The organism is Lysobacter antibioticus, assembly GCF_000731095.1.
In the GTDB taxonomy this organism is placed as follows: Bacteria; Pseudomonadota; Gammaproteobacteria; order Xanthomonadales; family Xanthomonadaceae; genus Lysobacter; species Lysobacter antibioticus_B.
Map to the genome: position 1 here is coordinate 59,547 of NZ_JMTZ01000010.1, position 23,486 is coordinate 83,032.

Annotated in this window: 18 protein-coding genes; 12 read left to right on the forward strand and 6 right to left on the reverse strand. The window is 66.1% G+C overall.

Annotation, left to right across the window (positions count from 1 at the left end):
* Window positions 1–20 precede the first annotated feature (20 nt).
* From EX88_RS0103575 to EX88_RS0103610, 7 genes are all read left to right on the forward strand, one after another.
* Window positions 21–911, forward strand: a complete 891-nt coding sequence (locus EX88_RS0103575) for an FHA domain-containing protein (protein WP_051884398.1) — start codon at window positions 21–23, stop codon at window positions 909–911.
* Window positions 908–4,231, forward strand: a complete 3,324-nt coding sequence (locus tag EX88_RS24280; RefSeq protein ID WP_051884400.1) for a serine/threonine-protein kinase — start codon at window positions 908–910, stop codon at window positions 4,229–4,231. The genes EX88_RS0103575 and EX88_RS24280 overlap by 4 nt, the downstream gene beginning before the upstream one ends.
* Window positions 4,228–4,971, forward strand: a complete 744-nt coding sequence (locus EX88_RS0103585; RefSeq protein WP_036147955.1) for a sensor histidine kinase — start codon at window positions 4,228–4,230, stop codon at window positions 4,969–4,971. Before EX88_RS24280 ends, EX88_RS0103585 begins: the two co-directional genes overlap by 4 nt.
* Before the next feature lie 38 nt (window positions 4,972–5,009).
* Complete coding sequence (locus tag EX88_RS0103590; protein ID WP_031370637.1) at window positions 5,010–5,660, forward strand: response regulator; 651 nt, start codon at window positions 5,010–5,012, stop codon at window positions 5,658–5,660.
* A gap of 590 nt (window positions 5,661–6,250) precedes the next feature.
* Window positions 6,251–6,874, forward strand: a complete 624-nt coding sequence (locus EX88_RS0103595) for a hypothetical protein (RefSeq protein WP_152566081.1) — start codon at window positions 6,251–6,253, stop codon at window positions 6,872–6,874.
* On the forward strand, window positions 6,871–8,226 hold the full coding sequence (locus tag EX88_RS25065; RefSeq protein ID WP_081930595.1) for an XVIPCD domain-containing protein: 1,356 nt from the start codon (window positions 6,871–6,873) through the stop codon (window positions 8,224–8,226). Before EX88_RS0103595 ends, EX88_RS25065 begins: the two co-directional genes overlap by 4 nt.
* A 167-nt stretch (window positions 8,227–8,393) precedes the next feature.
* Complete coding sequence (locus EX88_RS0103610) at window positions 8,394–9,203, forward strand: alpha/beta fold hydrolase (RefSeq protein ID WP_031370641.1); 810 nt, start codon at window positions 8,394–8,396, stop codon at window positions 9,201–9,203.
* Between the two features lie 476 nt (window positions 9,204–9,679).
* Here EX88_RS0103610 and EX88_RS0103615 read toward each other — a convergent pair whose 3' ends face one another.
* Complete coding sequence (locus tag EX88_RS0103615; protein WP_081930596.1) at window positions 9,680–10,201, reverse strand: nuclear transport factor 2 family protein; 522 nt, start codon at window positions 10,199–10,201, stop codon at window positions 9,680–9,682.
* Between the two features lie 93 nt (window positions 10,202–10,294).
* Entirely contained in the window at window positions 10,295–11,227 is a 933-nt protein-coding gene (locus EX88_RS0103620) for an alpha/beta hydrolase family protein (RefSeq protein ID WP_235186187.1), read from the reverse strand.
* Between the two features lie 760 nt (window positions 11,228–11,987).
* Between EX88_RS0103620 and EX88_RS0103625 the strand changes: the two genes are divergently transcribed.
* The 4 genes from EX88_RS0103625 to EX88_RS0103645 all read left to right on the forward strand — a co-directional run bounded on the left by EX88_RS0103625 (window position 11,988) and on the right by EX88_RS0103645 (window position 15,495).
* Window positions 11,988–13,025 carry a helix-turn-helix domain-containing protein gene (locus tag EX88_RS0103625; RefSeq protein ID WP_031370644.1) on the forward strand — a complete coding sequence of 346 codons (1,038 nt, stop codon included), beginning with the start codon at window positions 11,988–11,990 and terminating at the stop codon, window positions 13,023–13,025.
* Between the two features lie 70 nt (window positions 13,026–13,095).
* A complete protein-coding gene (locus EX88_RS0103630) occupies window positions 13,096–14,055 on the forward strand; it encodes a type 1 glutamine amidotransferase domain-containing protein (protein WP_081930597.1) in 960 nt (319 codons plus the stop codon).
* 83 nt (window positions 14,056–14,138) lie between these two features.
* Window positions 14,139–14,579, forward strand: a complete 441-nt coding sequence (locus tag EX88_RS24285) for a nuclear transport factor 2 family protein (protein ID WP_081930598.1) — start codon at window positions 14,139–14,141, stop codon at window positions 14,577–14,579.
* Between the two features lie 262 nt (window positions 14,580–14,841).
* On the forward strand, window positions 14,842–15,495 hold the full coding sequence (locus tag EX88_RS0103645; protein WP_031370647.1) for a glutathione S-transferase family protein: 654 nt from the start codon (window positions 14,842–14,844) through the stop codon (window positions 15,493–15,495).
* A gap of 78 nt (window positions 15,496–15,573) precedes the next feature.
* On the opposite strand, the gene EX88_RS0103650 is transcribed toward EX88_RS0103645, so the two are convergent.
* From EX88_RS0103650 to EX88_RS0103660, 3 genes are all read right to left on the reverse strand, one after another.
* Window positions 15,574–17,127 carry an amidase gene (locus EX88_RS0103650; protein ID WP_081930599.1) on the reverse strand — a complete coding sequence of 518 codons (1,554 nt, stop codon included), beginning with the start codon at window positions 17,125–17,127 and terminating at the stop codon, window positions 15,574–15,576.
* A 238-nt stretch (window positions 17,128–17,365) separates the two neighbouring features.
* Window positions 17,366–18,007 carry a GNAT family N-acetyltransferase gene (locus tag EX88_RS0103655; RefSeq protein ID WP_031370649.1) on the reverse strand — a complete coding sequence of 214 codons (642 nt, stop codon included), beginning with the start codon at window positions 18,005–18,007 and terminating at the stop codon, window positions 17,366–17,368.
* A gap of 197 nt (window positions 18,008–18,204) precedes the next feature.
* Window positions 18,205–19,095 carry an AraC family transcriptional regulator gene (locus tag EX88_RS0103660; protein WP_031370650.1) on the reverse strand — a complete coding sequence of 297 codons (891 nt, stop codon included), beginning with the start codon at window positions 19,093–19,095 and terminating at the stop codon, window positions 18,205–18,207.
* Between the two features lie 134 nt (window positions 19,096–19,229).
* Between EX88_RS0103660 and EX88_RS0103665 the strand changes: the two genes are divergently transcribed.
* Window positions 19,230–19,985 (forward strand): SDR family NAD(P)-dependent oxidoreductase, encoded by a 756-nt coding sequence (locus EX88_RS0103665; protein ID WP_031370651.1) that lies wholly within the window; start codon window positions 19,230–19,232, stop codon window positions 19,983–19,985.
* On the opposite strand, the gene EX88_RS0103670 is transcribed toward EX88_RS0103665, so the two are convergent.
* Window positions 19,973–23,482, reverse strand: coding sequence for a PAS domain-containing hybrid sensor histidine kinase/response regulator (locus EX88_RS0103670; protein WP_036147959.1), 3,510 nt, complete (start codon window positions 23,480–23,482; stop codon window positions 19,973–19,975). The two genes, EX88_RS0103665 and EX88_RS0103670, sit on opposite strands and share 13 nt — an antisense overlap.
* Window positions 23,483–23,486 lie beyond the last annotated feature (4 nt).

Genomic DNA, 23,486 nt, shown 5'->3' on the forward strand with positions numbered 1-23,486 from the left:
GGCGACGCTAAGATGATCCGATGCAGGCGCGCCTGATCGCCTATCCGCCAGATCACGCTGCGGTCGTCCGGTCATTGCGGCCGGGCGACGCGTTGAGTATCGGCCGCGCGCCCGACTGCGACCTGGTCATCGCGCACCCTTCGATCTCGCGCCGCCACGCCGAACTGCGTGGCGAAGCCGACGGCTGGCGCCTGCGCGACCTCGGCAGCAAGAACGGCAGCTTCGCCGACGGCCTCGCGGTCGACGAACTGGTCATGACCGAGCCGTATTGGCTGCGCTTCGGCGACGTGCATTGCGAATTCGCGCCGCTCAGCGCCGCCGAGATCGCCGCCGGCGAACAGGGCCAGTCGCTGCGCCGCGCCGCGGCCACCGCACACACGATGCGGCTGCAAGGCCTGACCCGGCTCGACGACTTGCTCGACGGCAGCCTGCGCGCGGTGTTGGACCTGGCCCAATGCGAGCGCGGTTTCGTCCTGTTCGAAGCCGGCGACGGTGACGGCTATAAGGTGCACAGCAGCCTGGCGCTCGACCCGGGCCGGCTCGGCGCGCGCGAATTCTCCGGCAGCGTCGGCGCGGTGCGGCGGGCCTTGCAGCAACGCCGCGCGGTCGTCGCCAACGATGTCCGCAGCGAAGCCTGGCTGGCGACGCGCGCCTCGGTGGTCGCGGCCGGAATCAACACCCTGGTATGCCTGCCGCTGCTCGACGGCGAACAAACCCTCGGCGTGCTGTACGCCGATCGCGTGCGCCCGGGGCCGGCGATCACCACCCTCGACCTGGAATTGCTCGAAGCCTTCGCCGAAGGCGCGGCGGTATGGATCGCCGTGCGCCGTACCAGCGAATGGCTCGATGCCCAGCCGGCCGCGCCGCAGTGGGAGCGCATCGTCGCCGCCCAGTTCGGGGAGGCGGGATGAGCGCCTCCGGCGGTGCCGGGCACGACGCGACCGCCACCGGTCTCTATCGACACGCCGATCTGCCGCCGGGCAGCGTGCTGGCCGGGCGCTTCCGCATCGAGTCGATGCTCGGCGTCGGCGGCATGGGCGTGGTCTATCGCGCCACCGACCTCGCCTTGGACATCCAGGTCGCGCTGAAACTGCTGCGCCCGGAACTGATGCACCGCCCGGATGCGCTCGAACGCTTCCGTCAGGAACTGCTGCTGGCGCGGCAAGTGTCCAGCGCCCACGTCGTGCGCATCCACGATCTGGCGCAGCACGAAGGCCGTTGGCTGATCAGCATGGATTTCGTCGACGGCGAATCGCTCGATCGCCGCCTCGACCGCGACGGGCCGTTCGCCGTCGACAGCGCCCTGCGCATCGCCCGTCAACTCGCCGAAGGCCTCGCCGCGGCGCACGCCAAGGGCGTGGTGCACCGCGACCTCAAGCCGGCCAACGTGCTGCTGGATGCGCAAGGCAATGCCTACATCAGCGATTTCGGCGTGGCGCGCTCGCTCGCCAGCAGCGGCCTGACCCAGTCCGGCGCGGTGATCGGCACGCCGGACTATCTGTCGCCGGAGCAGGCGCGCGGCGAAGCGCTCGATGCGCGCAGCGATCTGTATGCGCTCGGCCTGATCCTCTACGAAATGCTGACCGGGAAGCTGCCGTTCGCCGGCGGCACGGTCAGCGAAGTGCTGGCGCAACGCATGCTGCGCACACCGCCGCCGGTGACCGCGCAGCGCGCCGAACTGCCGGCCTGGATCGCGCGCCTGGTCGACAAGCTGCTGCGGCCGCAACCGGCGCACCGCTTCAAGGACGCGGCCGCGGTGATCGCCGCGCTCGACGCCAAAGAAGTGCCTCGCGACGGCTATCGCGAAGGCGGTCGTTCCACGCGCGCCCTCTGGCTGGCCGCGGCCGCCGCACTGGCCTTGCTCGCCGGCGCCGGCGCGTGGTGGTGGCAGCGCGACAGCGCACCGGTGCAGATGGCCTCGGCGCCCCTGGACCGTCTGCTGGTCTTGCCGATCCGCCATGCCGGCGACGATGCGCTGGCGCCGCGTCTGCTCGGTTTGGGCGCGCATTTGCGCGATGCGCTCGCGGCATCGCCCGGTGTCGCGGTGGTCGATGAAGAACGCACCGTGCAGGCACTGCGGCAACTCGACCCGACCGGCAACGCCGTACCCGATAGCGCCGCCTTGAGCCGGCTCGCCGCGGCGCGGCGCGTGTTGCAGCCGCGCTTGGTCGAGCGCGACGGCCGTTGGCGCATCGACGCCGAACTGCGTGTCGGCGGCGCCCCGGCGCAGACCCTCGCCGGGCCGCTTGCCGCCGACCCGACCGCGGCCTTGCAGGCCTGGGCGGCGAAGCCGGACACCGTGCGCGCGCTGGCCTTGCCGTCGGCGATCGCGCTGGCCTTGCCCGATACGGGCAAGGCGCTCGATGCCTATGGCGCCGGCCTGCTGGCGCGTCGCCAAGGCCGCTTGAGCGATGCGCTGACCCAGTTCGGCCTCGCCACCGCCGCCGCGCCCGATTACGCCATGGCCTGGCTCGCGCAGGGCGAAGCCGCCCTCGCCATCGGCGAGCAGGACGCCGCCTTCGAAGCGATCGAACGCGGCCAGGCCGTGGCCGGCATCGGCGAACGCCTGCGGCGCCGGCTCGATGCCGAACATGCCCTGCTGCAAGGCGACCCGCCCAAGGCCGTCGCGGCCTGGCGCGAGTGGTTGGCCAAGACCCCGGACGACACCTACGCCGAACTCAACCTCGCCCGCGGCCTCGGCGCCGGCGGCGATTTCAAGGCCGCCGTCGCCGCCTTGCTGCGCCTGGCCGAGCGCGACGGCGACGACCCGCGGGTGTGGTTCGAACTCGGCAAGTTTTCGATCCTGCAGGGGCAGGCGCGGCGCGCGGTCGACGACTACCTCGTGCGCGCGCTGGTCTTGTTCAAGCGCAGCCGCAACCTCGGCGGCGAAGCCGAAACGGTCAACGCGCTCGGCGTCGGCTACGGCCGTCTCGGCCAGTCGGCCGACGCCGCCGAGCAATACCGCAAGGCGGTGGAGCTGCGGCGTGCGCTCGGCAACCGCCGAGGCGTGGCGACCAGCTTGCGCAACCTCGCCAACGTGCTTGCCACCACCGGCAAGTTCGACGAGGCCGCTGCCGCGTTGGCGCAGGCGCGCGCGCTGCATGTCGAGCTGGACGATCGCGCCGGCTTGGCCGCGGTCGAAAACGAACTCGGCCTGCTCGCCGAGGAGCGCGGCGACTACCCCGGCGCGCTCGACGCGTTCCGTCGCGCTTTGCAGGCCTGGCGTCAGGTGGAGGACCCGCACGGCACCGCGCAGGCGCTCAACAACATCGGCTTCGCCGACTATCAACTCGGCGCCTACGACGACGCCCAGGTGTATTGGCAGCAGGCCGCCGAGGCTTATGCTGCGCTCGGCGAACAGACCGGGCGCATCCGCACCGAACAGAATCTCGGCCTGCTTGCGACGGCGCGCGGTCAGTGGGGCGAGGCGCGCCGCCTGCTGCAGCATTCCTTGAGCGCCGCCGAACAGCAGCAGATGTTGGAAGAGGTCGCGGTGAGCCGCCGCAACCTCGCCGAACTGGAACTGCTGCAAGGCCATTACGCTGCGGCGATCGATCAGGCGCGCCAGGCCGGCGAGCTGTTCCGGCAACGCGAAGACGCGCGCGGCCAGGTCGATGTCGACCTGCTGCGCGTCCAAGCCCTGATGCAAGCGCAGGCCCTGGTCGAGGCCCGGCGTTTGCTCGACGAGCAAGACAAACCGCTCGCACAAGCGTCCAGCGAACAACGCGCGATCGCCTATCTGCTGCAAGCGCAGCTGGCCGCGCGCGGGCAACGCGCGGCGCAGGCCGGCCCCGCCTTGCGCCAGGCCCGGCAACTCGCCGAGGCCTCCGGCGTGCGCCAGTTGCAACTGCAGATCGCGCTGGAGCAGGCCGCCAATGAGCGCGTTGATCCCTCGCTCGACCGCGCCACCGCCAGCCTCGGTCACGCCGGCTTGCGGCTGGCCTGGCTGGAGTTGGCGATGCGGCAGGCCCTGGCCGCAAGCAATCCCGCGCTTGCCCTGGGCCATTACCGCGAAGCCGTGCAGCGCCTGCGCGACGGCGACTTCCATCGCGCCCGAGCGCTGCATCGTCTCGGCGCGCGCGCCTACGCAGCGACCGGCGACGTCGCCGGCGAACGCAGCGCCCGCAACAAGGCCGATGCCGCACTGAAGACCATGCGCGACGGATTGCCGCCGGCCCTGCGCGCCGGCTTCGACCGCATCGAAACGCCGTCAGGCAAGGAGGCGCCATGAGCCGCTCCGATCCCACCGAGCCAGACCTGTCGCTGGAACGCATCCGCGATCAATACCGCAGCCTGCTGCAACGCCTGGAAGCCAACGAACGCGAGTTCCGCCGGCTCGGCCGCTCGGTGTGGCGAGTGCAGGAAGACGAGCGCCGCCGCCTCGCGCGCGAACTGCACGACGGCATCGGCCAAAACCTCACCGCCCTCAAGCACCGCCTGGTCCAACTCGGCGACGGCTTGTCAGCCGAGCAACGCGCGCGACTGGAAACGGCGATCGCGCTGTGCGCCGACACGCTCGAAGACACGCGCGAGCTCTCGCGCCTGCTGCGCCCGCCGATCCTCGACGACCTCGGCCTGGAACCGGCGCTGCGCTGGCTGGCGCGCAGCCAGAGCGAAGCCAGCGGCATGGACGTCGCGATCGAGATCGAAGCGCTGCCGGCGCTCGACGGCGATCTGCAGACCTTGCTGTTCCGCGTCGCCCAGGAGGCGATCAACAACGCGGCCAAACATGCGCAGGCACGCAGTGTGCTTTTGCGCCTCGTCGCGCGAGGCGGCCTGCTGCAATTGCAAGTCGTCGACGACGGTTGCGGTTACGACCCCGACGCGGTGGCCGCGTCCGGCGGCTGCGGCCTCGGCGGCATGCGCGAGCGTCTGCGCCTGTACGACGGCAAACTCGAAATCCATTCCGTGCCCGGCGAAGGCACGCGCCTGCGCACGGTGCTGCCGTTGCCGCCCGTCGCCGACGCCTGAGGCTTGACGGCGGCGAAGCCGGCGCGCACCTTGCCCGCATGGCGAGTTTTACTATCCGGGTTCTGATCGCAGACGACCACACTCTCGTACGCGAGAGTCTCGTCAGCCTGTTGCAGGCCGACGGCGCGATCGAAGTCGTGGCCCAGGCGTCCGACGGCCTGGAGACCGTCACCCAAGCCATCGCCACCCGCCCCGACATCGTCGTCGCCGACATCTCGATGCCGCGCCTCAACGGCATCGAAGTCGTGCGGCGTTTACGCGAAGCCCTGCCCGACACCCGCGTGCTGGTGCTGACCATGCACCAGGAAGACGAGTACGTACTGCAAGCCGTGCGCGCCGGCGCTTCCGGCTACCTGGTCAAAGACAGCGCAGCCTCGGAACTGCTCGCCGCCGTGCGCTGCCTGCATGCGGGCCGCAGCTATTTCGGCCCGCAGGCGGCCAAGGCCATGGCCGAACAGATGCGCCACCCCGAGCGCACCGTCGAAGACCCTTACGGCCGCCTCACCCCACGCGAACGCGAAGTGTTCCATCTGATCGCCGAAGGCCTGACCACCAAAGAGATCGCCCGCAAGCTCGACATCAGCGCCAAGACCGCCGAGAACCACCGCGCCCGCGTGCTCGACAAACTCGACGTCCGCAACACTGCCGAGTTGGTGCGTTACGCCCTGCGCAAGGGCTTGCTCGACTGAGCGTGCTCCGCGGCACACCTAGACTGCATCCTGCCAGTTCGCCTCGGCACGCCCGCGGCCCAAAGGGTAGGAGCGGCGCAAGCCGCGACCGCGATCCCGCAACCTCGCGTCGCAACTTTCAGCATGGCCTAGGGTAGGAGCGGCGTAAGCCGCGACCGCGCAATCCAAAGCTCGCGCCGGAACCTCCGGTGCCGCCGAATGTAGGAACGGTGCAAGCCGCGACCAAGCCCGACCCATTTCGTCTCGTCACTCCCAGCCGCGCCGACCTGTCTCCCTACCGTAGCCATTCGTCTACACGCATGCAGCAAATGTCTACAGCTGATCGGAATTTTCCTATAGCCGGCTCAAGCGGCCCGCTGCTAGGCTGGATCGCAGGGGCCCTGCATCATCGGCCACACTACCAAGCACATTGCAGTACGGACCGGAAGCCAAACCCGCGATAGCGGTGTATCGAATCGACACAAGGAGAAGTCCTTTGCGAGATCCCTCAAGCATCCGCACACCGGTCCATCAATGTCGGCTATCCGTATCGTTGAATCGGGCGGGTTTATTCACAGAAATGAGGCCGCCATCCGGTCTGGAAAATGATCATGTCAACTTCATGTCGATTCGTTCTAAGTCTATTAGCCGCTCTTCTGGCCAGTGCATGCTCGAGTGACTCCGGCGCCAACAAGCCCGAGTACAAGAAGAACCCTGATCCGAAGCAACGCCGTGAGATTTCTGTCGTTCTGGACAATGCGCCTGGCGCATTCGCGGTCGTAGACGCGACCATGCAATTCGACATCATCAACATGGATTGCCTTCCGCCAGCCGAGCCGTCATCTGGCGTCCAAACGACGCCGACTTCAACCTTCTTGCCGATCGTGCTTATCAAGGCTTCTGATGGTTCCTATAAGGGCGAAGTTGCCCTTGACGGCTTGCTCGATGGGGACTATTTCGGTCAGGGCGTATGCAAGTTCAAGCCTGTCGTAGCCACCACCATCTTCAAGGCAACTGGGGCTGACGGCGAGACTCGGTTCATCGCGAGCCTGAGCGCCGAAGAGATCCGTGAATCGAAGAGCAAGAAAATCTACTACTGGCGTGGTGGCTATCCGAAAGAGGCCAAGTTGCCGAATTATCCGGACTACGGATATGGCGATCCGATGGAGTTCAAGGAAGGTCTCCGGGATGATCTTTTCAGCATACGCATGGCACCTGAAGTCGCGCCGCCATGAGCATCACGACGCAGCAGTACGCCAATCTGGCCGACGATGCGTATCGGAGTCCGGACCTGGAGGACCCCGAAAGCAGAAGGGCAAAGATCGGAGGGGTCGAGTATGCGATCCTCGCTCACGTCAACAAGGACTCGGGCTATCAGGGCACGATTTACCAGCGCCTGGATACCAAAGAGATCGTTGTTGCGCATCGTGGCACCGAGTTCGGTGACCAGCCGATCAAGGATGGCTTGTTGGCTGACGGTGGAATGGTCGCAAATCGTGTTAACCGACAAGCGAGCGATGCGCTCGAGTTCACCCGATATGCCGTGGATATCGCGAACGTCCAAGGGGGGCGAAGTGGAATTGCTCCGCAGGTAACCGTCACGGGTCATTCGTTGGGCGGTTGTCTAGCCCAGATCACAGCAGCAAAGCTGAATTTGAACGGAGAGACCTTCAACCCTTATGGTGCAGTGGGGCTTGGATACAGGATTCATGAAGGCGGCAATCAGATAGTCAACCACGTAATGGCTGGCGATTTCGTAAGTGCAGGCAGCCGGCACTTCGGCAAAGTCAAGATGTATGCAGATCCCGTAGAGGTGAACATTCTCAGGGCTGTCGGCTATGAGGACAGCGGTAGCCGGTTTGATGTTCGTAATCCGCTGAAAGCTGCCGCCTATGGAAACGGCTCTCACCGGATGCATCATTTTCTGGATGTAGATTCCAACGGACGACGAGATCATTCCGTTCTAGGCGACGCTAGGGCGTTGGAACTGGCGGAACAGCATCGGCCAATGTTCGATAGGTACAGGGGTGATGTCCTGGCGCTGCGTGGCGGCGCTTCGGTCGGAGTTGCATTGTCAGGCGGAGTGCAAGGATTCGTCGGGGAAATCAGCCGCCGTCTGCCCGACAAGGTGTCAAATCCATTCGAGGAGTCGAAGGGAACCTTGCCACCTTTACCAGACGAAAGGCATCGAGCAAGTGATCCGCGCGATCCGCGGCATCCTGACAATGGGATGTATCTGAAGATCCGAGACGGTGTAGGCGCCATCCTTCAGCAGCAAGGCAGGTCGTTCGACGAAGGCGGCGAACGGATTGCTCTCGACCTGCTCGTAGCGGCGAAGCAAGCCGGCCTGGATCGAGTCGATCATGTGGTGCCCAGCGTCGGCGCCAACCCGGGCGAGACCTGTTTCGTCGTGCAAGGCGATTTGCGCGACCCGGCGCACAAGCGCGCCCAAGTCTCGCTGGCTATAGCCGAAAAGACCCCTGTCATCGAGTCGCTGCAGAAGCTCGATATCGAGAACCAAGGGCTGGCGGAAAATCAGAGTCGAAACCAAGAACAGGCCCGGAATCTCGGTCCGCGTATGGTCTGATCAGCGGCGTCGGAGTTACACTGCCGCTTGTTCGAACCTCGCCCAGAACCCGTTTCGGCACGAACGAACCGTAACCCTCCCTCTTCACCGCGACGCGTTGGGCGCTGTCATCGATGGTCGCAGTCGAGCGGGTGGTCTGATTGTTCCGGCAATCGTCGACTGACCTAATGACCTCCATTCCCACCCGCGAGCACTGGATAAATACCGACCCAGGACGGTTGTACGCCAAGGCGTGGATGCCGGCGACGGATGCGGGGGAATCCGTTCCCATCATTCTGTTCCACGACTCGCTCGGTTGCGTCGAACTTTGGCGCGACTTTCCGGTGCGACTCGCGCGCACGACCGGTAGGCAGGTGGTCGCTTACGACCGGCTTGGTTTCGGTCGATCCGACCGCCATCCCGGCCACCTCGATGGGCGCTTCGTTCACGACGAAGCCCACGGAGCTTTCACTGCGCTGCGGAATCAGTTGAAGATCGGGCGCTTCGTCGCGTTTGGCCACAGCGTCGGCGGCGGCATGGCCATCGGTTGTGCGGCAAGCTTCCTCGAGGATTGCACGGGCCTGATCACCGAATCCGCCCAGGCCTTCGTCGAAGATCGGACGCTGCAAGGCATCCGCGCAGCGCAGCAGTCGTTCGCAGAGCCGGGTCAACTCGAGCGCCTGCAGAAGTACCACGGTGATAAAGCGGCCTGGGTGCTGAGTGCCTGGATCGACACTTGGCTGGCGCCGAGCTTCGCTGGCTGGAACCTCGACGAAGCCCTGGGCCGCATTCGCTGCCCGAACCTAGTCATCCACGGCGAGCACGACGAGTTCGGTTCGCTGCTGCACCCGCAACGGATAGCAGACCTGACGCACGGCCCAGCCATCAACCGCATCCTCAAGGGCTGCGGCCACGTGCCCCATCGCGAAGCGCCGGAGACGGTATTGGAGTTGATCGATAGTTGGCTCGATGCAAGCGACGACCGAATGGTTTCGTAGCAGGAGGTCGGCTTTCGGCCAACACTATCCATTCCGCTCGCGTCGCTCCGAGTATCAGCAGGGGGCAGCCAGGGGGCGGGCCGGACCGCCGGAGAGGGCGACCCCGCCCGGGGGAGACGATCGTGTCCGGGAGAGAGTTTGTGTTCGCTCATCCACTGGGGGCGTTCATCGCTTTGGGGTGGAAGCGGTCACTCGATTCTCAAAGACCATTGTCTGCTTTCGGTTGGGGCGGGAGGTTCTCAACGCTCACAGGTCCAGCAGATGCATACCACTATCAAACGGCCTTGGGAGTACGCGGGAGTGGCGTCGATCCACATCTGGATGGTGATGGTGGAATCGTCCGGAGGGACGAGCAGGAGAGCACCAAGGTCAGACGACGATGGAGCGATCAGCCGCGTCGGTTCATGCACGGCCCCTGCGGTCGGGTGTCCGTGTCATCGAGATGAGCACTGATCCGGACTCAGGAGCCCGGCTCGCTATGGTGTTTTCTGGCGGATGTCCTGCCTCGTGAACAGCGTGTCCGCATGCCGGTGGACCACGCGCCAGCCTTCCGTTTCGCGCCGAAAGATGGTGGTCACGCGGTAGTCCCGTTTAGCTGCCTCAGGCTGTCCGGAAGGGTGATACCGAATGTGTTCGTACTGCACGATGTAAGCGAAGTCGCCGCTGATCGCCGTCGAGATCTGCTCGATGCTCTTGGAGCCGTTGGAACCCAGGAACTGGGAGCTCGCCCAGTCGAGCCTCGAGCTGACATTGCTCCATCCTTTCGCAGTAGCGCCGCCAGCCGCGCCCGACAAGGTTACGTCCTGCGCGTGCGACCAGAGCGCCTTCACCGCCTCTGGCTTGCCGTTATAGAACAGCTCCGCGGCCTCGGCATACTTGCCGAGCATCGCCTGCAACGCGGCATCGGGTACCGACTGCACGGCAGTTTCCGCGGCGGAACTCATACTCGCTGCAGCCAGCAGAGCGGCCGCGAGAACACAGGATCGCAGGGTTTTCATGCTCGACTCCCAATGGTGGTGGGCGTGGCGCCAGTGCCTGAACTACGCGGAGTGGCGAGGCGGTTTCGGTTTGAGTGCAAGCCAAGTGCGTGGCTAGTGTCCCGGTTTCAGCAATGATCCGATTGCCTCGTGCACGACAGGCCACGCCGGCGAGGCTGGATCGGCGATCTCGAAATGGCCGAGCGATGGCAACACTTCTAGCCTTACGGAATCGCCGGCCTTACGCGCTGCGTCTGCGTAAGCCTCGCCCAGCCAAACAGGCGTCATCTCGTCCCGTTGACCCCAGATCAGAATCTGCCGTTTCGCTAGCGGAAGCATCCTCATGGCGGATGTCTGCGCATAGCGTTCGGGTGCAGCGGCAGGTTCGCCTCCAAGCAGGGTCTTGACGATGTTCGGGTCGCGGCAAGCGGTCATTTGCACCGGGATGAACGCCTCCAGGTCGCCGGCACCTGCGAGATCGACTACGCCACTGATCGGCAGTGGATCCGCAACATGCAGTTGACTCTTGGCCGGAAGGCGGGAGCGAGCCGCCACCCACATCGCCAGGTGTCCGCCGGCCGAGTGTCCCAGCACGACCACGCGGTCGAGATCGAGCCGGTACTTCTGCGCGATCACTCGAAGGTGATCCGTTGCCCGTCCGACATCTGCATAGGTTCCCGGCCAGCCGCTGCCCGGTTGGGGAATGCGGCGGTATTCAATGTTCCAGCTAGCGATGCCGTCGGCTTTCAGCGCATCGGCCATGGGCGCCAGGCCGCGCAGCGTGGCGTAGTCCGCTTTCCAGCAGCCGCCATGGATCAGGATCACCACGGGATGCGGCCCCGCCGTGGAAGGAACGCTCAAATCGGCGTATTGATTCGGGTCATCGCCATAGGCGATGCGATGGTCCGCCGGTCGACTGGGCAAGGACCGGAACTCGGCGGGCCCCATCAGCTCGTCGGCACTCTGCGACGCTATGCGAGGCGGCGGCATCGCCGTACATGCCGCAAGAATCGCCAGAGTCAAAACGCCGGGTGACTGTCGAAGCATTGGAGTGGTTCCCCATGCTGCTTAACAACCTGATAGACGGCCCCTTGGGTATCGGCGCACCCACCGGCTGGAGTGTAACTCCTGACCCTGCTCGCGCCCTACAACCCGGCCCTGGTCAACAAGCCGGCGCATGGCCGGGCCGGACACATCTGCACAGGCGGGTGACCGAATAAGCGCAACCGGTGGCTCGGCCATCCTCTCCGTTCTGTCCGCTTTCGGCCGGCAGCGGACATCGCTCTTTTCGATGGGTCGCCCCTGCCAAGCTTCGATGCCTCGGCGAAGAGGCTGGGCCGAGGCCCTGGCCTACGGCCCCGGACCATCCGAACCTGGCCGACTCGAACCGGGTCGGCCGGGCGCACTCGACCCGGCCGGTTGGAACTTGGAGGCGAGCCTATGAGGAAACGAACGGCCGCCTGCTCCGCCCGGCCAGGTTCGACGACCGCATCCGGACGGTCGTGCGTCCACGACCCACGCGCATGCACCCACATGAGCGGCCGACGTAAAAGTCCACGGTCTACGGCGGCGAGGCGCAGGAAACGGACTCCTGCGGTAGGTGATCGCCGGCGGTGCCTCGCCAGAACCGCGCCCCGGAAGGGCGATGGGCAAGTGTGTACCATTGCGTACCCTCGTCGAGGCGCATAAGGCCGGGCGCCGGATCGGGGCGATGTAAGCATGTTCCCGCCTGTTCGCCGCAAGCGCGCGCTGCCGTCTCGCCGTGCGGTCGCGACTCGACCAAAACCGATCTTTCGATGCGCCGATCATGCTGAGCCAGCATTTCCTGTTCTTCTTCGCCATGCTCGGCGCCTTCAACGGCATCGGCGCGGCGTCGTTTCTCTGGTGGCGGGCCAAGGGCGAACCCACACAGCGTTGGCTATCGCTGCTGATCCTCGTGGTCAGCGTACGGACGGGAAAATCCGTTGCCTTCTATTTTTGGCCCGACATTCCCAAGATCGTTCTCCAGCTCGGCCTGACCGCCTGTTTCATGATCGGACCCTGCCTGTTCTTTCTGGTCCGCTCCAGCCAGGGCGATAGCCCCGGCCCCGGGCGGGCCGACCGTCGGCATATCGCCGGGCTGTTGGCCATAGCCGCCGCCGTCAACGTGTTCCTGCCCTATGCCGGCCACATCGACTTGTGGCGACACGTCGTCGCGCCGGCTATCACCTACTCGTGGCTGGGCTATCTGCTGCTCGCCACCGCGCAGGTGTACCTGCATCGCACGCGGCTTTCGGGGACGCCGTCCGGCCCGCTGTTGCTGGGGGCGGTGGGCGGCATCTGGTTGATCTGGATCGCCTACTACACCTCCGGCTATACCTCCTACATCGTCGGCGCGCTGTCGTTTACCTTCGTCCTCGCGGCGAGCGTCCTGATCTACCTGCGCCTGCGGTCCGGTCAGGCCCCGATCGAGCCCTATCAGGATCGGCGGATTCCGGAGTCCGAGGCTTCCGTGCAGTTGCAGGCCTTGGCCGAGTTGATGGCGCGCGAGCGCTTGTATCTGGACCCCGCATTGACGCTGCCTCGCCTCGCTCGCCGCCTCGGCGTGCCCCAGACCCGGTTGTCGCAGCTGCTGAACGACAACAACCAGACCACCTTCAAGCAATACCTGGCGCAACTGCGCGTGGGTGAGGCGAAGGCGCTGCTGCGGCAGCTCCCCCCGAAGCCGCTCGAAGTCGTGGCCGAAGAAGCCGGCTTCCAATCGATGTCGACCTTCCACAGCGCATTCAAAAAGCTGGAGGGGGTCACGCCGGCGGCGTTTCGCGCGACCAAAGCCGACTCCGAAAAGCGATTCCAGCACTCCTGAAGAGTATTTCAAGACATTGATTTGAAAGAGATTGGGTAGTGTGCGGGCTCCTCCCCGCGAGCTCGCGCTCATGCACCTACCTCGCTTCATCCAATGCATCCTGATGCTCATGCTGTCCGCCTGGCTGGGCGGCGTTTCCGGCGCCCAGGCGGCCCATGCTTTCACCGGGCCGACCTTTACCGGGCATGCCATCGCCGGCCAGGCTCTCGCCGGCCAGGTGGCCGTTGACCGTTCGCCGACCGTGGCGCCCACGGAGCCGACGGGCACGGCCCGATCCGTCGCGAAGACCGACCGCCGGGAGCCTGCCGGTGGCAACCCGGGGCGCATCCTCTTCATCCTCGCCAGCAGCAAGGTCCACGGCGCTTCGGCCCTGCCGGCCAGCATCAGCTTCGGCGAGGTCGTGCATGCGTGGGATACGTTCCATGCCGCGGGCTATTCGGTCGACTTCGTCTCGCCCGACGGCGGGGCGGTGCCGATTCTCGACACTTATGTCAGCAAAGAGGTGGAGCCTCGGCTGAAGGACGGGCGCATCATGGACGGGCTGCGGAACACCGCCAAACCCGCGCAGGTCGACCCCGCCCGATACCGCGCCGTGTACTACGTCGGGGGCAGCAATGCCATCTACGGCGTGCCGGAGCATCCGGTCCTGCAGAACATCGCCATGCATGTTTACGAGCGTAACGGCGGGGTGGTTTCCGCCGTCTGTCACGGCACGGCTGGAATCGTCAACCTCAAGCTCTCCAGCGGCCAAGCCTTGGTCGCGGGCAAACGCATCACCGGTTTTCCCGAAGAACACGAAGATCAGGGCGCTGCCTACTTCAAGGAGTTCCCTTTCCTGATCCGGAAAACGGTCGAAGCCCGCGGCGGCTCCTTCCATGCGCTCGATGGCAACCAGCCTTACGCCGAAGTCGACGGCAGGGTGGTGACAGGCCAGAACTACGCGTCCGCGAAGCCCGTGGCGGAAGCCGTGGTCGATGTCCTTCGCAAACTGGCCGATCGACAGCCAGGCAGCGGCGCAGCGAAACGCTGATCTAAACGCTGATCTTCCGGACCATCGCCGTCGCCGGGCGAGGCCGGACCACCCTCACGTACCCGATAAACCTCAGGACAATCATGAAAATCTCGATCCGGTCGCTCGTTCTCGCACTAGCTTTCCTCGTTCTTCCGACATCCGTCATGGCGCAAAACAGCGAGCATGACGCGGTAGACCAAACCATGAAAAAGATGATGCGCGCCTTCGAAACCGGCGACGCCAATCTGGCTTTCGAAGTGCTCAGAAAAGACGGTGTCGTGCTCGGCTACTCGGCAACCAGAGGCCAGGTTGTCGCGCAAACCGCGGAGGAATGGGCGAAGGGGTTCCAGGGCAAGCCGGCCGACGATGAGGCCCAGCGCAAACGCAGTTACGAAATCGTGGATGTGACCGAACACGCTGCGGTCGTCAAAGTGATGCTGGATTATCCCGCGTGGAAGGGGCTGGACTATCTTGCGTTGTCGAAGATCGACGGGAAATGGATGATCGTGAGCAAATCGTGGAGCGGTCAACGTAAACCCTAAGCACCGTAGCGCGGCTCTCGAACCCGCCGCTTTGCGCGCAGGGCGGCGCGAAGCGGCGGCATAGTGCCGGCGTATTCTTTGCGCGAGGGCGGGCGGAATGCCTGCCCCGAATGAAACCGAATCAGGTTCACTCCACCCGTGCCCGTGCCGGACGCGGGTGCGCGCTCATGCGCATGCTTCCGGCGTCTGTCGAATTCCGCTCCGGCCGTTCGTCGTGTATGTAGCGGACAACCCGCAACCGGCTCACCAGGAGCGCGTCACGATGACCATCACCATTACCGCCTTTGAACGGTCGCCCGACGGGGGCAAGGGGCTGGCGCGCGATACGCGTCTGCGCTGGGCACTGGAAGAGACAGGCCAAGCCTACGAGGCCCGCCTGGTTTCGTTCGCTGCGATGAAGGAACCCGCGCACCTGCGCCTGCAGCCCTTCGGCCAGATTCCCACCTACGAGGAAGGCGATCTCGCCCTGTTCGAAACGGGCGCGATCGTCTTGCATCTCGCGCAAAGCCACCCGGGGTTGTTGCCGGGCGACGCCAACGCGCGGGCGCGTGCCATCGCCTGGATGTTCGCCGCGCTCAACACCGTGGAGCCGCCGATCCTCGACCTCGTCGTCGCCAAGTTCCAGGAAGGCGACCGGCCCTGGGCTAAAGAGCGCCTGCCGCTGGTCGAAGATCGCATTCGCCATCGGCTGGTGCAGCTTGCGGCCCGCCTGGGCGATGCCGACTGGCTCGACGGTGCATTTAGCGCGGGCGACCTGATGATGGTGTCGGTGCTGCTCAGGCTGCGACCGTCGGGCATCCTGGACGAATTTCCGCGTCTGGCCGCCTACGTCGCCCGCGGCGAAGCGCGGCCCGCCTACCAGCGTGCATTCGCCGCGCAATGGGCGGTCAACGCCGCCAAGCCGCAAGCCGGTTGAGGGTTCGGTTCGGGGTGGGAGCTGTGGTCCGGAGCGGCGGTCGGCTTTAGGCCAAATGCAGACGCTCGGCCGTGGGTGTTAAGCCCCGAAACCGGGCGGCGCCTGAAAACCGCCTAGCTCCTGTGCGATCAGTCGGGCCACTTCAATGGTGGTCCGGTCGCCATACTCCGGGCCGATGATCTGCAGGCCGATTGGAAGCCCGTCGCTTGATGATCCGCAGGGAAAAGCGGTGCTCGGCAAATATGCGAGGGTCGCAAGGCCTACCCAAAAGTAATGCTCGTAATGCGAGGTCGGTGCCGTGTCGACGGCGAGAACTCGCTCGAGCTTGGGCCGATGATCATGTTCGTAGGCCGTGGTTGCGGAAATCGGGCATATCACCACATCCCAATCGTTGAAGAAGGCGCGCCACCGCAGTCGGTAGCGGGTACGCGCTTCATCGTGATCGGACCAGCTTCGATGATCGAGTACGCGGGCGCGCGTAACTACCGCTAACGGCGATTCGTCGTTCGCATCGAACTCTGCAGCCGCCGCTTGAGCAACGGAATAGTATTCATCGGGAAGGTCGACGAGTCCTGTCGATGCCAACAGGTTCAGGTATGTGTTGTGCGATTGCCGTGACGAGAGTTCAGGGCGGGCCAGATCAGAAACGACCGCGCCAGCCCGGGCAAGAGCTTCTCCGACTTGCTGCACGCGATCCGATATCTCGACCGAAGTAGGAACGAAATCCTCCTGCGGCCAAATCGCAACGCGCAAGCCTCGTAAAGTGCGTGCCTTCGGCGGTGGAAGCACCAGTCTCCAGCCCGGCGACCGGAACCGGTCAGGACCCGCTACGACGTCCAGAGCCAGCGCCAGATCTTCCGCACTTCGCCCCATCGGCCCGACGACATTCAGATCCGGCGCAGATACGACGCCGAGGGGATTGTGGCCCAGCGTCGGAACGATTCCATACGTGGGTTTGTGCCCATACACACCACAGAAGTGAGACGGATTTCGGATCGACCCCGCGATATCGGAGGCGAATTCCAAGCCAGTCAAACCGGCCGCCAGGGCGGCGGCCGATCCGCCGGAAGATCCGCCCGGCGACCTCGCCGTGTTCCAGGGGTTGTTGGTTATTCCGTAAACGTCGTTGTAGCTCTGCCAGTCCGCGAGTCGCAGCGCGACGTTCGTCTTCCCCATGAAATGGGCGCCGGCTGCCTTCAGGTACCCGACGACCGTTGCGTCGTTCAGGGCGAGGTTGTCCTGTTGCTCCGGCACGCCCCACGTGGTCGGCAATCCGGACACGTCGAAGGCTTCTTTGATCGTCATCGGCACGCCGTGCAGCGATCCCAATCGCTGTCCCCGGGCAAGAGACTCGTCGGCTGATTTCGCCGCTTCCAGTGCGCGTTCGAAATCCCTCGCCACGACGGCATTCAACGCTTCATCGAATCGTTCGATGCGCTCGATGTAGTACTGAGTGAGTTCGAACGAGCTGACTTGTTTTCGCTGAATCAGTTGCGCCAGATCGGTCGCCGACGAAAAAGCCAGCTCTCCCGATGCGAGGCCATTGTGTGCAGAGGTAATGGCAGGACCGCAGGATGAATCTGAAGTGCCGTCTGGCGCCCTAGGAAAGTCACGCCTGGAGATCGGATTCATGATGGCCCTGTCGGTAGGTCGGCGGTCTTCAATCAGGGGTGTTTGCGCCCCCGATTCTTACTTGCTTGTCCTGCAACGCCCGAATTCTAGCGGAAACAAGTGACCGCAACCGGCTGGAAGCGGTCACTTCGGGCCTACTGCAAGGGAGTAACAGCCTTGCCTGGACGAGACACGGTAAGCCCGATATTTCTACTCGAACGGAGCATGCCCGGACCGCAAGATCAGCCCGCCTATAGCTTCAACCTTCCGGAATAGTCGCAGCAGCGAACGGTGCGAGCACCGTCCAGCCCAGGTTCGCATACAGGCCGCGGCCGTCTTCGGTCGCGACCAGGAGCTGTTGGCTTGCAACGGAGTTTCTCGCGCTGCCAAGCGCGACCATCACCGCGACGCCCAGTCCTTTACGGCGATGATCCTGTGCGGTTTCGATTCGGTCGTAGATGAAGGCCTCTGCGCTTTCCGCCGCGCATCCGGTTGCGGCCAGATCGCCGTTCGGCGCGATGACGCTGGCTCGGGTGACCGGCCCGGCACGATGCAGTTCCATCCTGTACCCGGCCGGCAGGGGCTTCGTGTCGAGGTCGGCGATGGCCGTCGTCATCAGATAGTTCGCCGGCTGAATCGCCCAGCGGGCGGGCAGTGCGCTTCGCAGTTCCTCGTCGCTGCCGCACAGCTTCAAGTAATGCCGTGGCGCCGTAATGTCGTGAGCGATTTCGCGCAGGCCGTCGCATAGCGCCGGGAACACCCAGCGCTTCACTTCCTTTTCCGAGTGGGTATCCACGCGAAAGCCGCCGCGGTCGTGCACGGGAACCGGGGAGCCGCGGGCGATGGAATGCGCGGCTTGCCAGGCGAACAATAGCTTCGGATCGATGTTGGATACGGTCATGGTGGGTCGTCGGCGACGCTCGGCAGGTGGAGGGGCATTCTCCGACGACCGCAGGCGTTGCGCCATTGGCTCTCTGCTATGAAGTTCCTGTGACTTCCAACTAAATCATCGCCCTGTCTCAGGAGTTAAGACGACGGCGGTAGGGCTGGACGAACGGTCGGAACGAATCGCCCGTACGAAGCAGACGACACCCCAACTCACGTCACCGTCCGCGCCTTGTTCTTCGCCGTCTGCGTGTCCCGCACCGGCGGCAGGCCGAACACGCGGCCGTACTCGCGGGTGAATTGCGGCACGCTTTCGTAGCCGACTGCGAAGGCGGCGCTGCTGGCGCTGACGCCTTCCGACAACATCAGCCGCCGGGCTTCGATCAGGCGCAGTTGTTTCTGGAACTGCAGTGGCGACAGCGAGGTCACTTCGCGGAAATGTTGGTAAAGCGAGGACGGGCTCATGCCGGCGGCCGCGGCGAGGCGCTCGACCGGCAGCGGTTGGGCGAACTCGGCGCGCAGCACGGCCACTGCCCTGGCGACGCGTTGGGCGTTGCTGTTGGGCCAGCCCAGGCGGCGGATCGCCGCGCCGTGCCGGCCGAGCAGCAGCCAGTAATGCAGTTCGCGCAGCAACTGCGTTTGCAGGACCGGCATCGACGCGGGGCGGTCGAGCAGGCGCATCAGGCGCAGGGCCGCGTCGGCGACTTCGCTGTCGGTCGGCTCGATCTGCACCGGGAAACGCTCGGCCGTGGGCGCTGCCTGCATTTCCGTCGCCAGGTTGGCGATGACGGCGGCATCGAGTTCCATCACGAAGGACAGGTAGGGCGCGGCAGCGCTGGCCTGGGTGATCTGGCTGACCGTCGGCACGTCGGCGGCGATCAGCAACGAGTCGCCGGCGCCGAAGGCGAAGGTCTGGGTGCCCATCGTGACTTGCTTGCTGCCTTGCAGGACCAGGCAAACCAGCGGCCGCGAGATTTCGTGCAGCAGGCCGCTGGGTGCGGTGGCGCGGATCGCGGCGAGGCCGGGGATCGGAGTGCGGGCCAGGCCGGTCGGGTCGGCATGGGCCTGGGCGTAATGGCCGACGGTATCGAGAAGAGTGGTCACGGGGCGAGCCTACTCCGTCGCTGCGGCGGCACGGGCCAGCCTGGAGGATCAGGCAAACAACGCCGAGATTCCAGCAACCGGCGGCGGGCCGCCGGTCCGATAGTGGCGCCCTCACTCGCCCCAGGATTCGCAGCATGAACAAGATCGCCCTCGTCACCGGCGCCAGCCGCGGGCTCGGCCGCAACACCGCACTCAACATCGCCCGCCACGGCGGCGACGTCGTCCTCACCTACCAACGCCGCGCCGAAGACGCGGCCGACGTCGTCGCCGAGATCGAGGCGATGGGGCGCAAGGCCGTCGCCTTGCCGCTCGACACCGGCGACGTCGCCGCGTTCGCGCCGTTCGCGCAGACGCTGCGGACCGCACTGCAGGACAGGTGGCAGCGCGAGACCTTCGACCACCTCGTCAACAATGCCGGCCACGGCGACAACGCGCCGTTCGAGCGGACGACCGAGGCGCAGTTTGACCGCCTGGTCGACGTCCACTTCAAGGGCGTGTTCTTCCTCACCCAGGCCTTGCTGCCCCTGATCGCCGACGGCGGCCGCATCGTCAATCTGTCGACCGGCCTGACCCGCTTCTCGGCGCCGGGTTGGTCGGCGTACGCGGCGGCGAAGGGCGCGGTGGAAGTGTTGACGGTGTATCTGGCGAAGGAACTCGGCAGCCGCGGCATCGCCGTCAACACGGTGGCGCCGGGCGCGATCGAGACCGATTTCTTCGGCGGCGCGGTGCGCGACACGCCCGAGTTCAACCGCCATTTCGCCGAGATGACCGCGCTCGGCCGTGTCGGCTTGCCCGACGATATCGGGCCGATGATCGCCAGCCTGTTGTCCGAGCAGAACCGTTGGGTCAACGCGCAGCGGATCGAGGTATCGGGCGGTCAGGCGATCTGAGGCGGCGGCCGCAGCCTGACCTGCGCGGCCTGTTTCTGCGCGGCCAGGAACGCGCGCAGCGAGGCCGGCTTGATCGGCTTGGTCAGCACCCGGCAGCCGCGTTCGCGCGCGGCGAGCTTGAGGGCGTCGCTGCCGTCGCCGGTCAGTAGTGCGGCCGGCAAGGCGATGCCGAGGCGTTCGCGCAGGGCCTCGATGGTGGCGAGGCCGTCGAGGCGGTCGTGCAGGTGGTAGTCGACCAGGGCGACGTCGGGGTTTTGATCGAGCAATGCCAAGGCATCGTCGACGGTCGCGGCCAGCAGCGCGGTCGCGCCCCATCGGTCGAGCAGGGCGCGCATGCCGTCGAGAATCTCGCGGTCGTTGTCGATGCACAGCACGCGCAGGCCGGACAATGAGTCGGCCGCCGACGAGTTCGCCGGTTCGACGAGGGGCTGGGCGCGCAGTGCCTGGCCGCGCGGCACGAAGATCGAGAACACGCTGCCGCGGCGGATCTGCGAACGCACGCGCAGCGGATGGTCGAGGGTGCGGGCGATGCGCTGGCAGATCGACAGGCCCAGGCCGAGGCCGCGCTCGCCGCCGCTGCCGGGCTGATCGAAGCGGCGGAACTCGTCGAAGATCTGTTCCAGATGGTGCTCGGGTATGCCGGGGCCGGTGTCCCAGACCTGCAGTTCGATGCGGCCCGGTTGCGAGGGGTCGTGATGCGGGCGCAGGCGCGCGGCCATCAGCACGCCGCCTTCGCGGGTGTAGCGCAAGGCGTTGGCGAGGAAGTTCTGCAGCGCGCGGCGCAACAGGCGGCGGTCGCTGCGCACCGGCATCGAGGCTTGCGCCAGGCGCACGCGCAGTTCCAGGCCGCGGCCGGCCGCGCTCGGTGCGTACTGCGCGGCGAGTTCGCGCAGCAGTTCGCCGGCGTCGAAGTCGGTCAGCTCGGGCCGCAGCGCACCGGCGTCGAGGCGGGAAATGTCGAGCAGGCCGTCGAGCAGGTCTTCGGCGGCGCGCAGCGAAGCGTCGACGCGTTCGGCCAGGCGCCGTTGTTCGCCGATGTCGTCGCTCTCGCGCAGCGCGGTGGTGAACAGGCGCGCTGCGTTGAGCGGTTGCAGCACGTCGTGGCTGACCGCGGCGAGGAAGCGGGTCTTGGACTGCTGCGCCGATTCGGCTTCCTGGGTGCGTTGCTCGACGCGTTGTTCGAGGTTCTCGTTGGCTTCGCGCAGCGCCTGTTCGGCGCGCTTGTAGTCGGTGACGTCGCTGTAACTGGTGACGTAGCCGCCGCCGACCAGCGGGCGGCCGACCATCTCGATGACCTGGCCGTTGGCGCGCACACGCTCGAACACGTGCGGCGCGCCGGCGCGCAGGTGGGCGAGGCGGCGGCCGACCAGTTCGTCGATGGCGCGTTCGTCGAGCGGGCCGGTGCCCATCTCGCCGCGCTCGGCGTTCCAGCGCAGCAGGTCGCCGACCGGGCGGCCGACGTAGAGCATGCCGTCCGGGTAGTCGAACAGTTCCTGATAGCGCCGGTTCCAAGCGACCAGGCGCATTTCCGGGTCGACCACGCTGACCCCCTGGCTGATGTTCTCCAGGGTGGTCGACAGCACCTGGCGGTTGAAACGCAGCTCTTGGTTGGCCTCGTCGAGCAGGGCCACCACTTCGCCGAGTTCCATGCCCGAGCCGCGCAGCGCGCTGGTCAGGGTGAGGCGCGCCGAGGCCGCGCCGATGGCCGAGGCGAGCAGGCGTTCGGTGAATTGGGCCAGGGCGCGGTCGGCCGGTTGCAGCGGCTGCCATTCGCGGCCTTGCTGGTGGGCGTAGTCCTCGAAAGCGCGGCGCGCATGGCGTTCGCCGACGATGCGTTCGGCCAGGGTCAGCAGTTCGCCGCTGCGCACGCTGCCGGCCCAGCCGCCGGGGCCGAGCGCGGGGCGGCGCACGTAGGGGTCGAGGAAGGGTGCGGCGAGCAACTGGTCCTGCAAGCGCGGACGCTGCCGCACCGAGATGAACAGGAAGGCGCCGATGTTGAACAGCAGCGACCAGAAGGTGCCGTGGGTCAGCGGGTCCCAACCGACGAGGCCGAACAGCTGCTCCGGGCGCAGCCAGACGATGTCGAGCGGGCCGGTCGCGAGCCAAGCATCGGGAATCCAGCCGCCGCGCGCGAGCGCCGGCAGCAGCAAGGTGTAGATCCACAGCACGGTGCCGGCGAACAGGCCCGAGAACGCGCCCGAACGGCTGGCGCCGCGCCAGTACAGGCCGCCGATCAGCGCCGGGGCGAATTGCGCGACCGCGGCGAAGGCGAGCAGGCCGTGTTGGGCCAAACCGTTCGAGCCGAGCGAACCGCGGTGGTAGGCATAGGCCATCAGCGCCAGCATGACGATGGTGATGCGCCGCACCCACAACACCTGGCGGTCGATGCCCTGGCTTTCGTTCAAGGCGCCGCTGCGCAGCAGCAGCGGCACCACCAGGTCGTTGCTGACCATGGTCGACAGCGCGACGCTGGAGACGATGACCATGCCGGTCGCGGCCGAGAAGCCGCCGATGTAGACCATCAAGGCCAGCGCCTGCTGGTCGAACTGCAGCGGCAGCGCCAGCACGTAGGTGTCGGGCGAGATGCCGCTGCCGGCGAGAACGGCCTGGCCGGTCAGGGTGATCGGCACCACCAGCACGGTGATCAGCGCCAGATAACCGCCGAACAGCCAGCGCGCCGCACGCAGGTCGTTCGGGTCCTGGCATTCGACCACGGCGACATGGAACTGGCGCGGCAGGCAGATGATCGCGGTGAAGGCGAGCAGGGTCTGGGTGACGAAACCGGCCGGCAGGCCGGGCTGGATCACCACCTGCGCGGCCTGTTGGATACGTTGCGGGAAATTGCCGAGGCCGGGCAGGTGCAGTAACGCGAACACGCCGATGGCGATGAAGGCGATCAGCTTGACCAGCGACTCCAGCGCGACCGCGAGCACCATGCCGTGATGGTGTTCGGTGGCGTCGATCTGGCGCGTGCCGAACAGGATCGCGAACACCGCCAGCATCATCGCCACGTAGAACGCCGGGTCGGCGAGTAGGCCGCCGTCGGACGGCACCCCGGCCAGCACTTCCACGCTCATCGCCACCGCCTTGAACTGCAGGGCGACGTAGGGCACCGCGGCGGTCAGCGCGACCGCGGCGACCAGGGCGGCCAGGCCCGGTGCGCGGCCGTAGCGCGAGGACAGGAAGTCGGCGATCGAGACGATGCGGTGTTCGCCGGAGATCAGCACCAGGCGTTCGAGGATGCGCCAGCCGAACGCCAGCATCAGCAGCGGGCCGAGGTAGATCGGCAGGAAGCCCAGGCCGGTGCGCGCGGCGGTGCCGACCGCGCCGTAGAAGGTCCACGACGAGCAATAGACGGCGAGCGCGAGCGAGTACACCGCGGTGCGCAGCCAGCGCGCGCGCGGCGTGCGTTCGCGCTGGTCGCCGTAATAGGCGACCGCGAACAGCAGGCCGACGTAGCCGGCCGATACCAGCAGCAGAATCCAGCCTGGGATCAAGGGC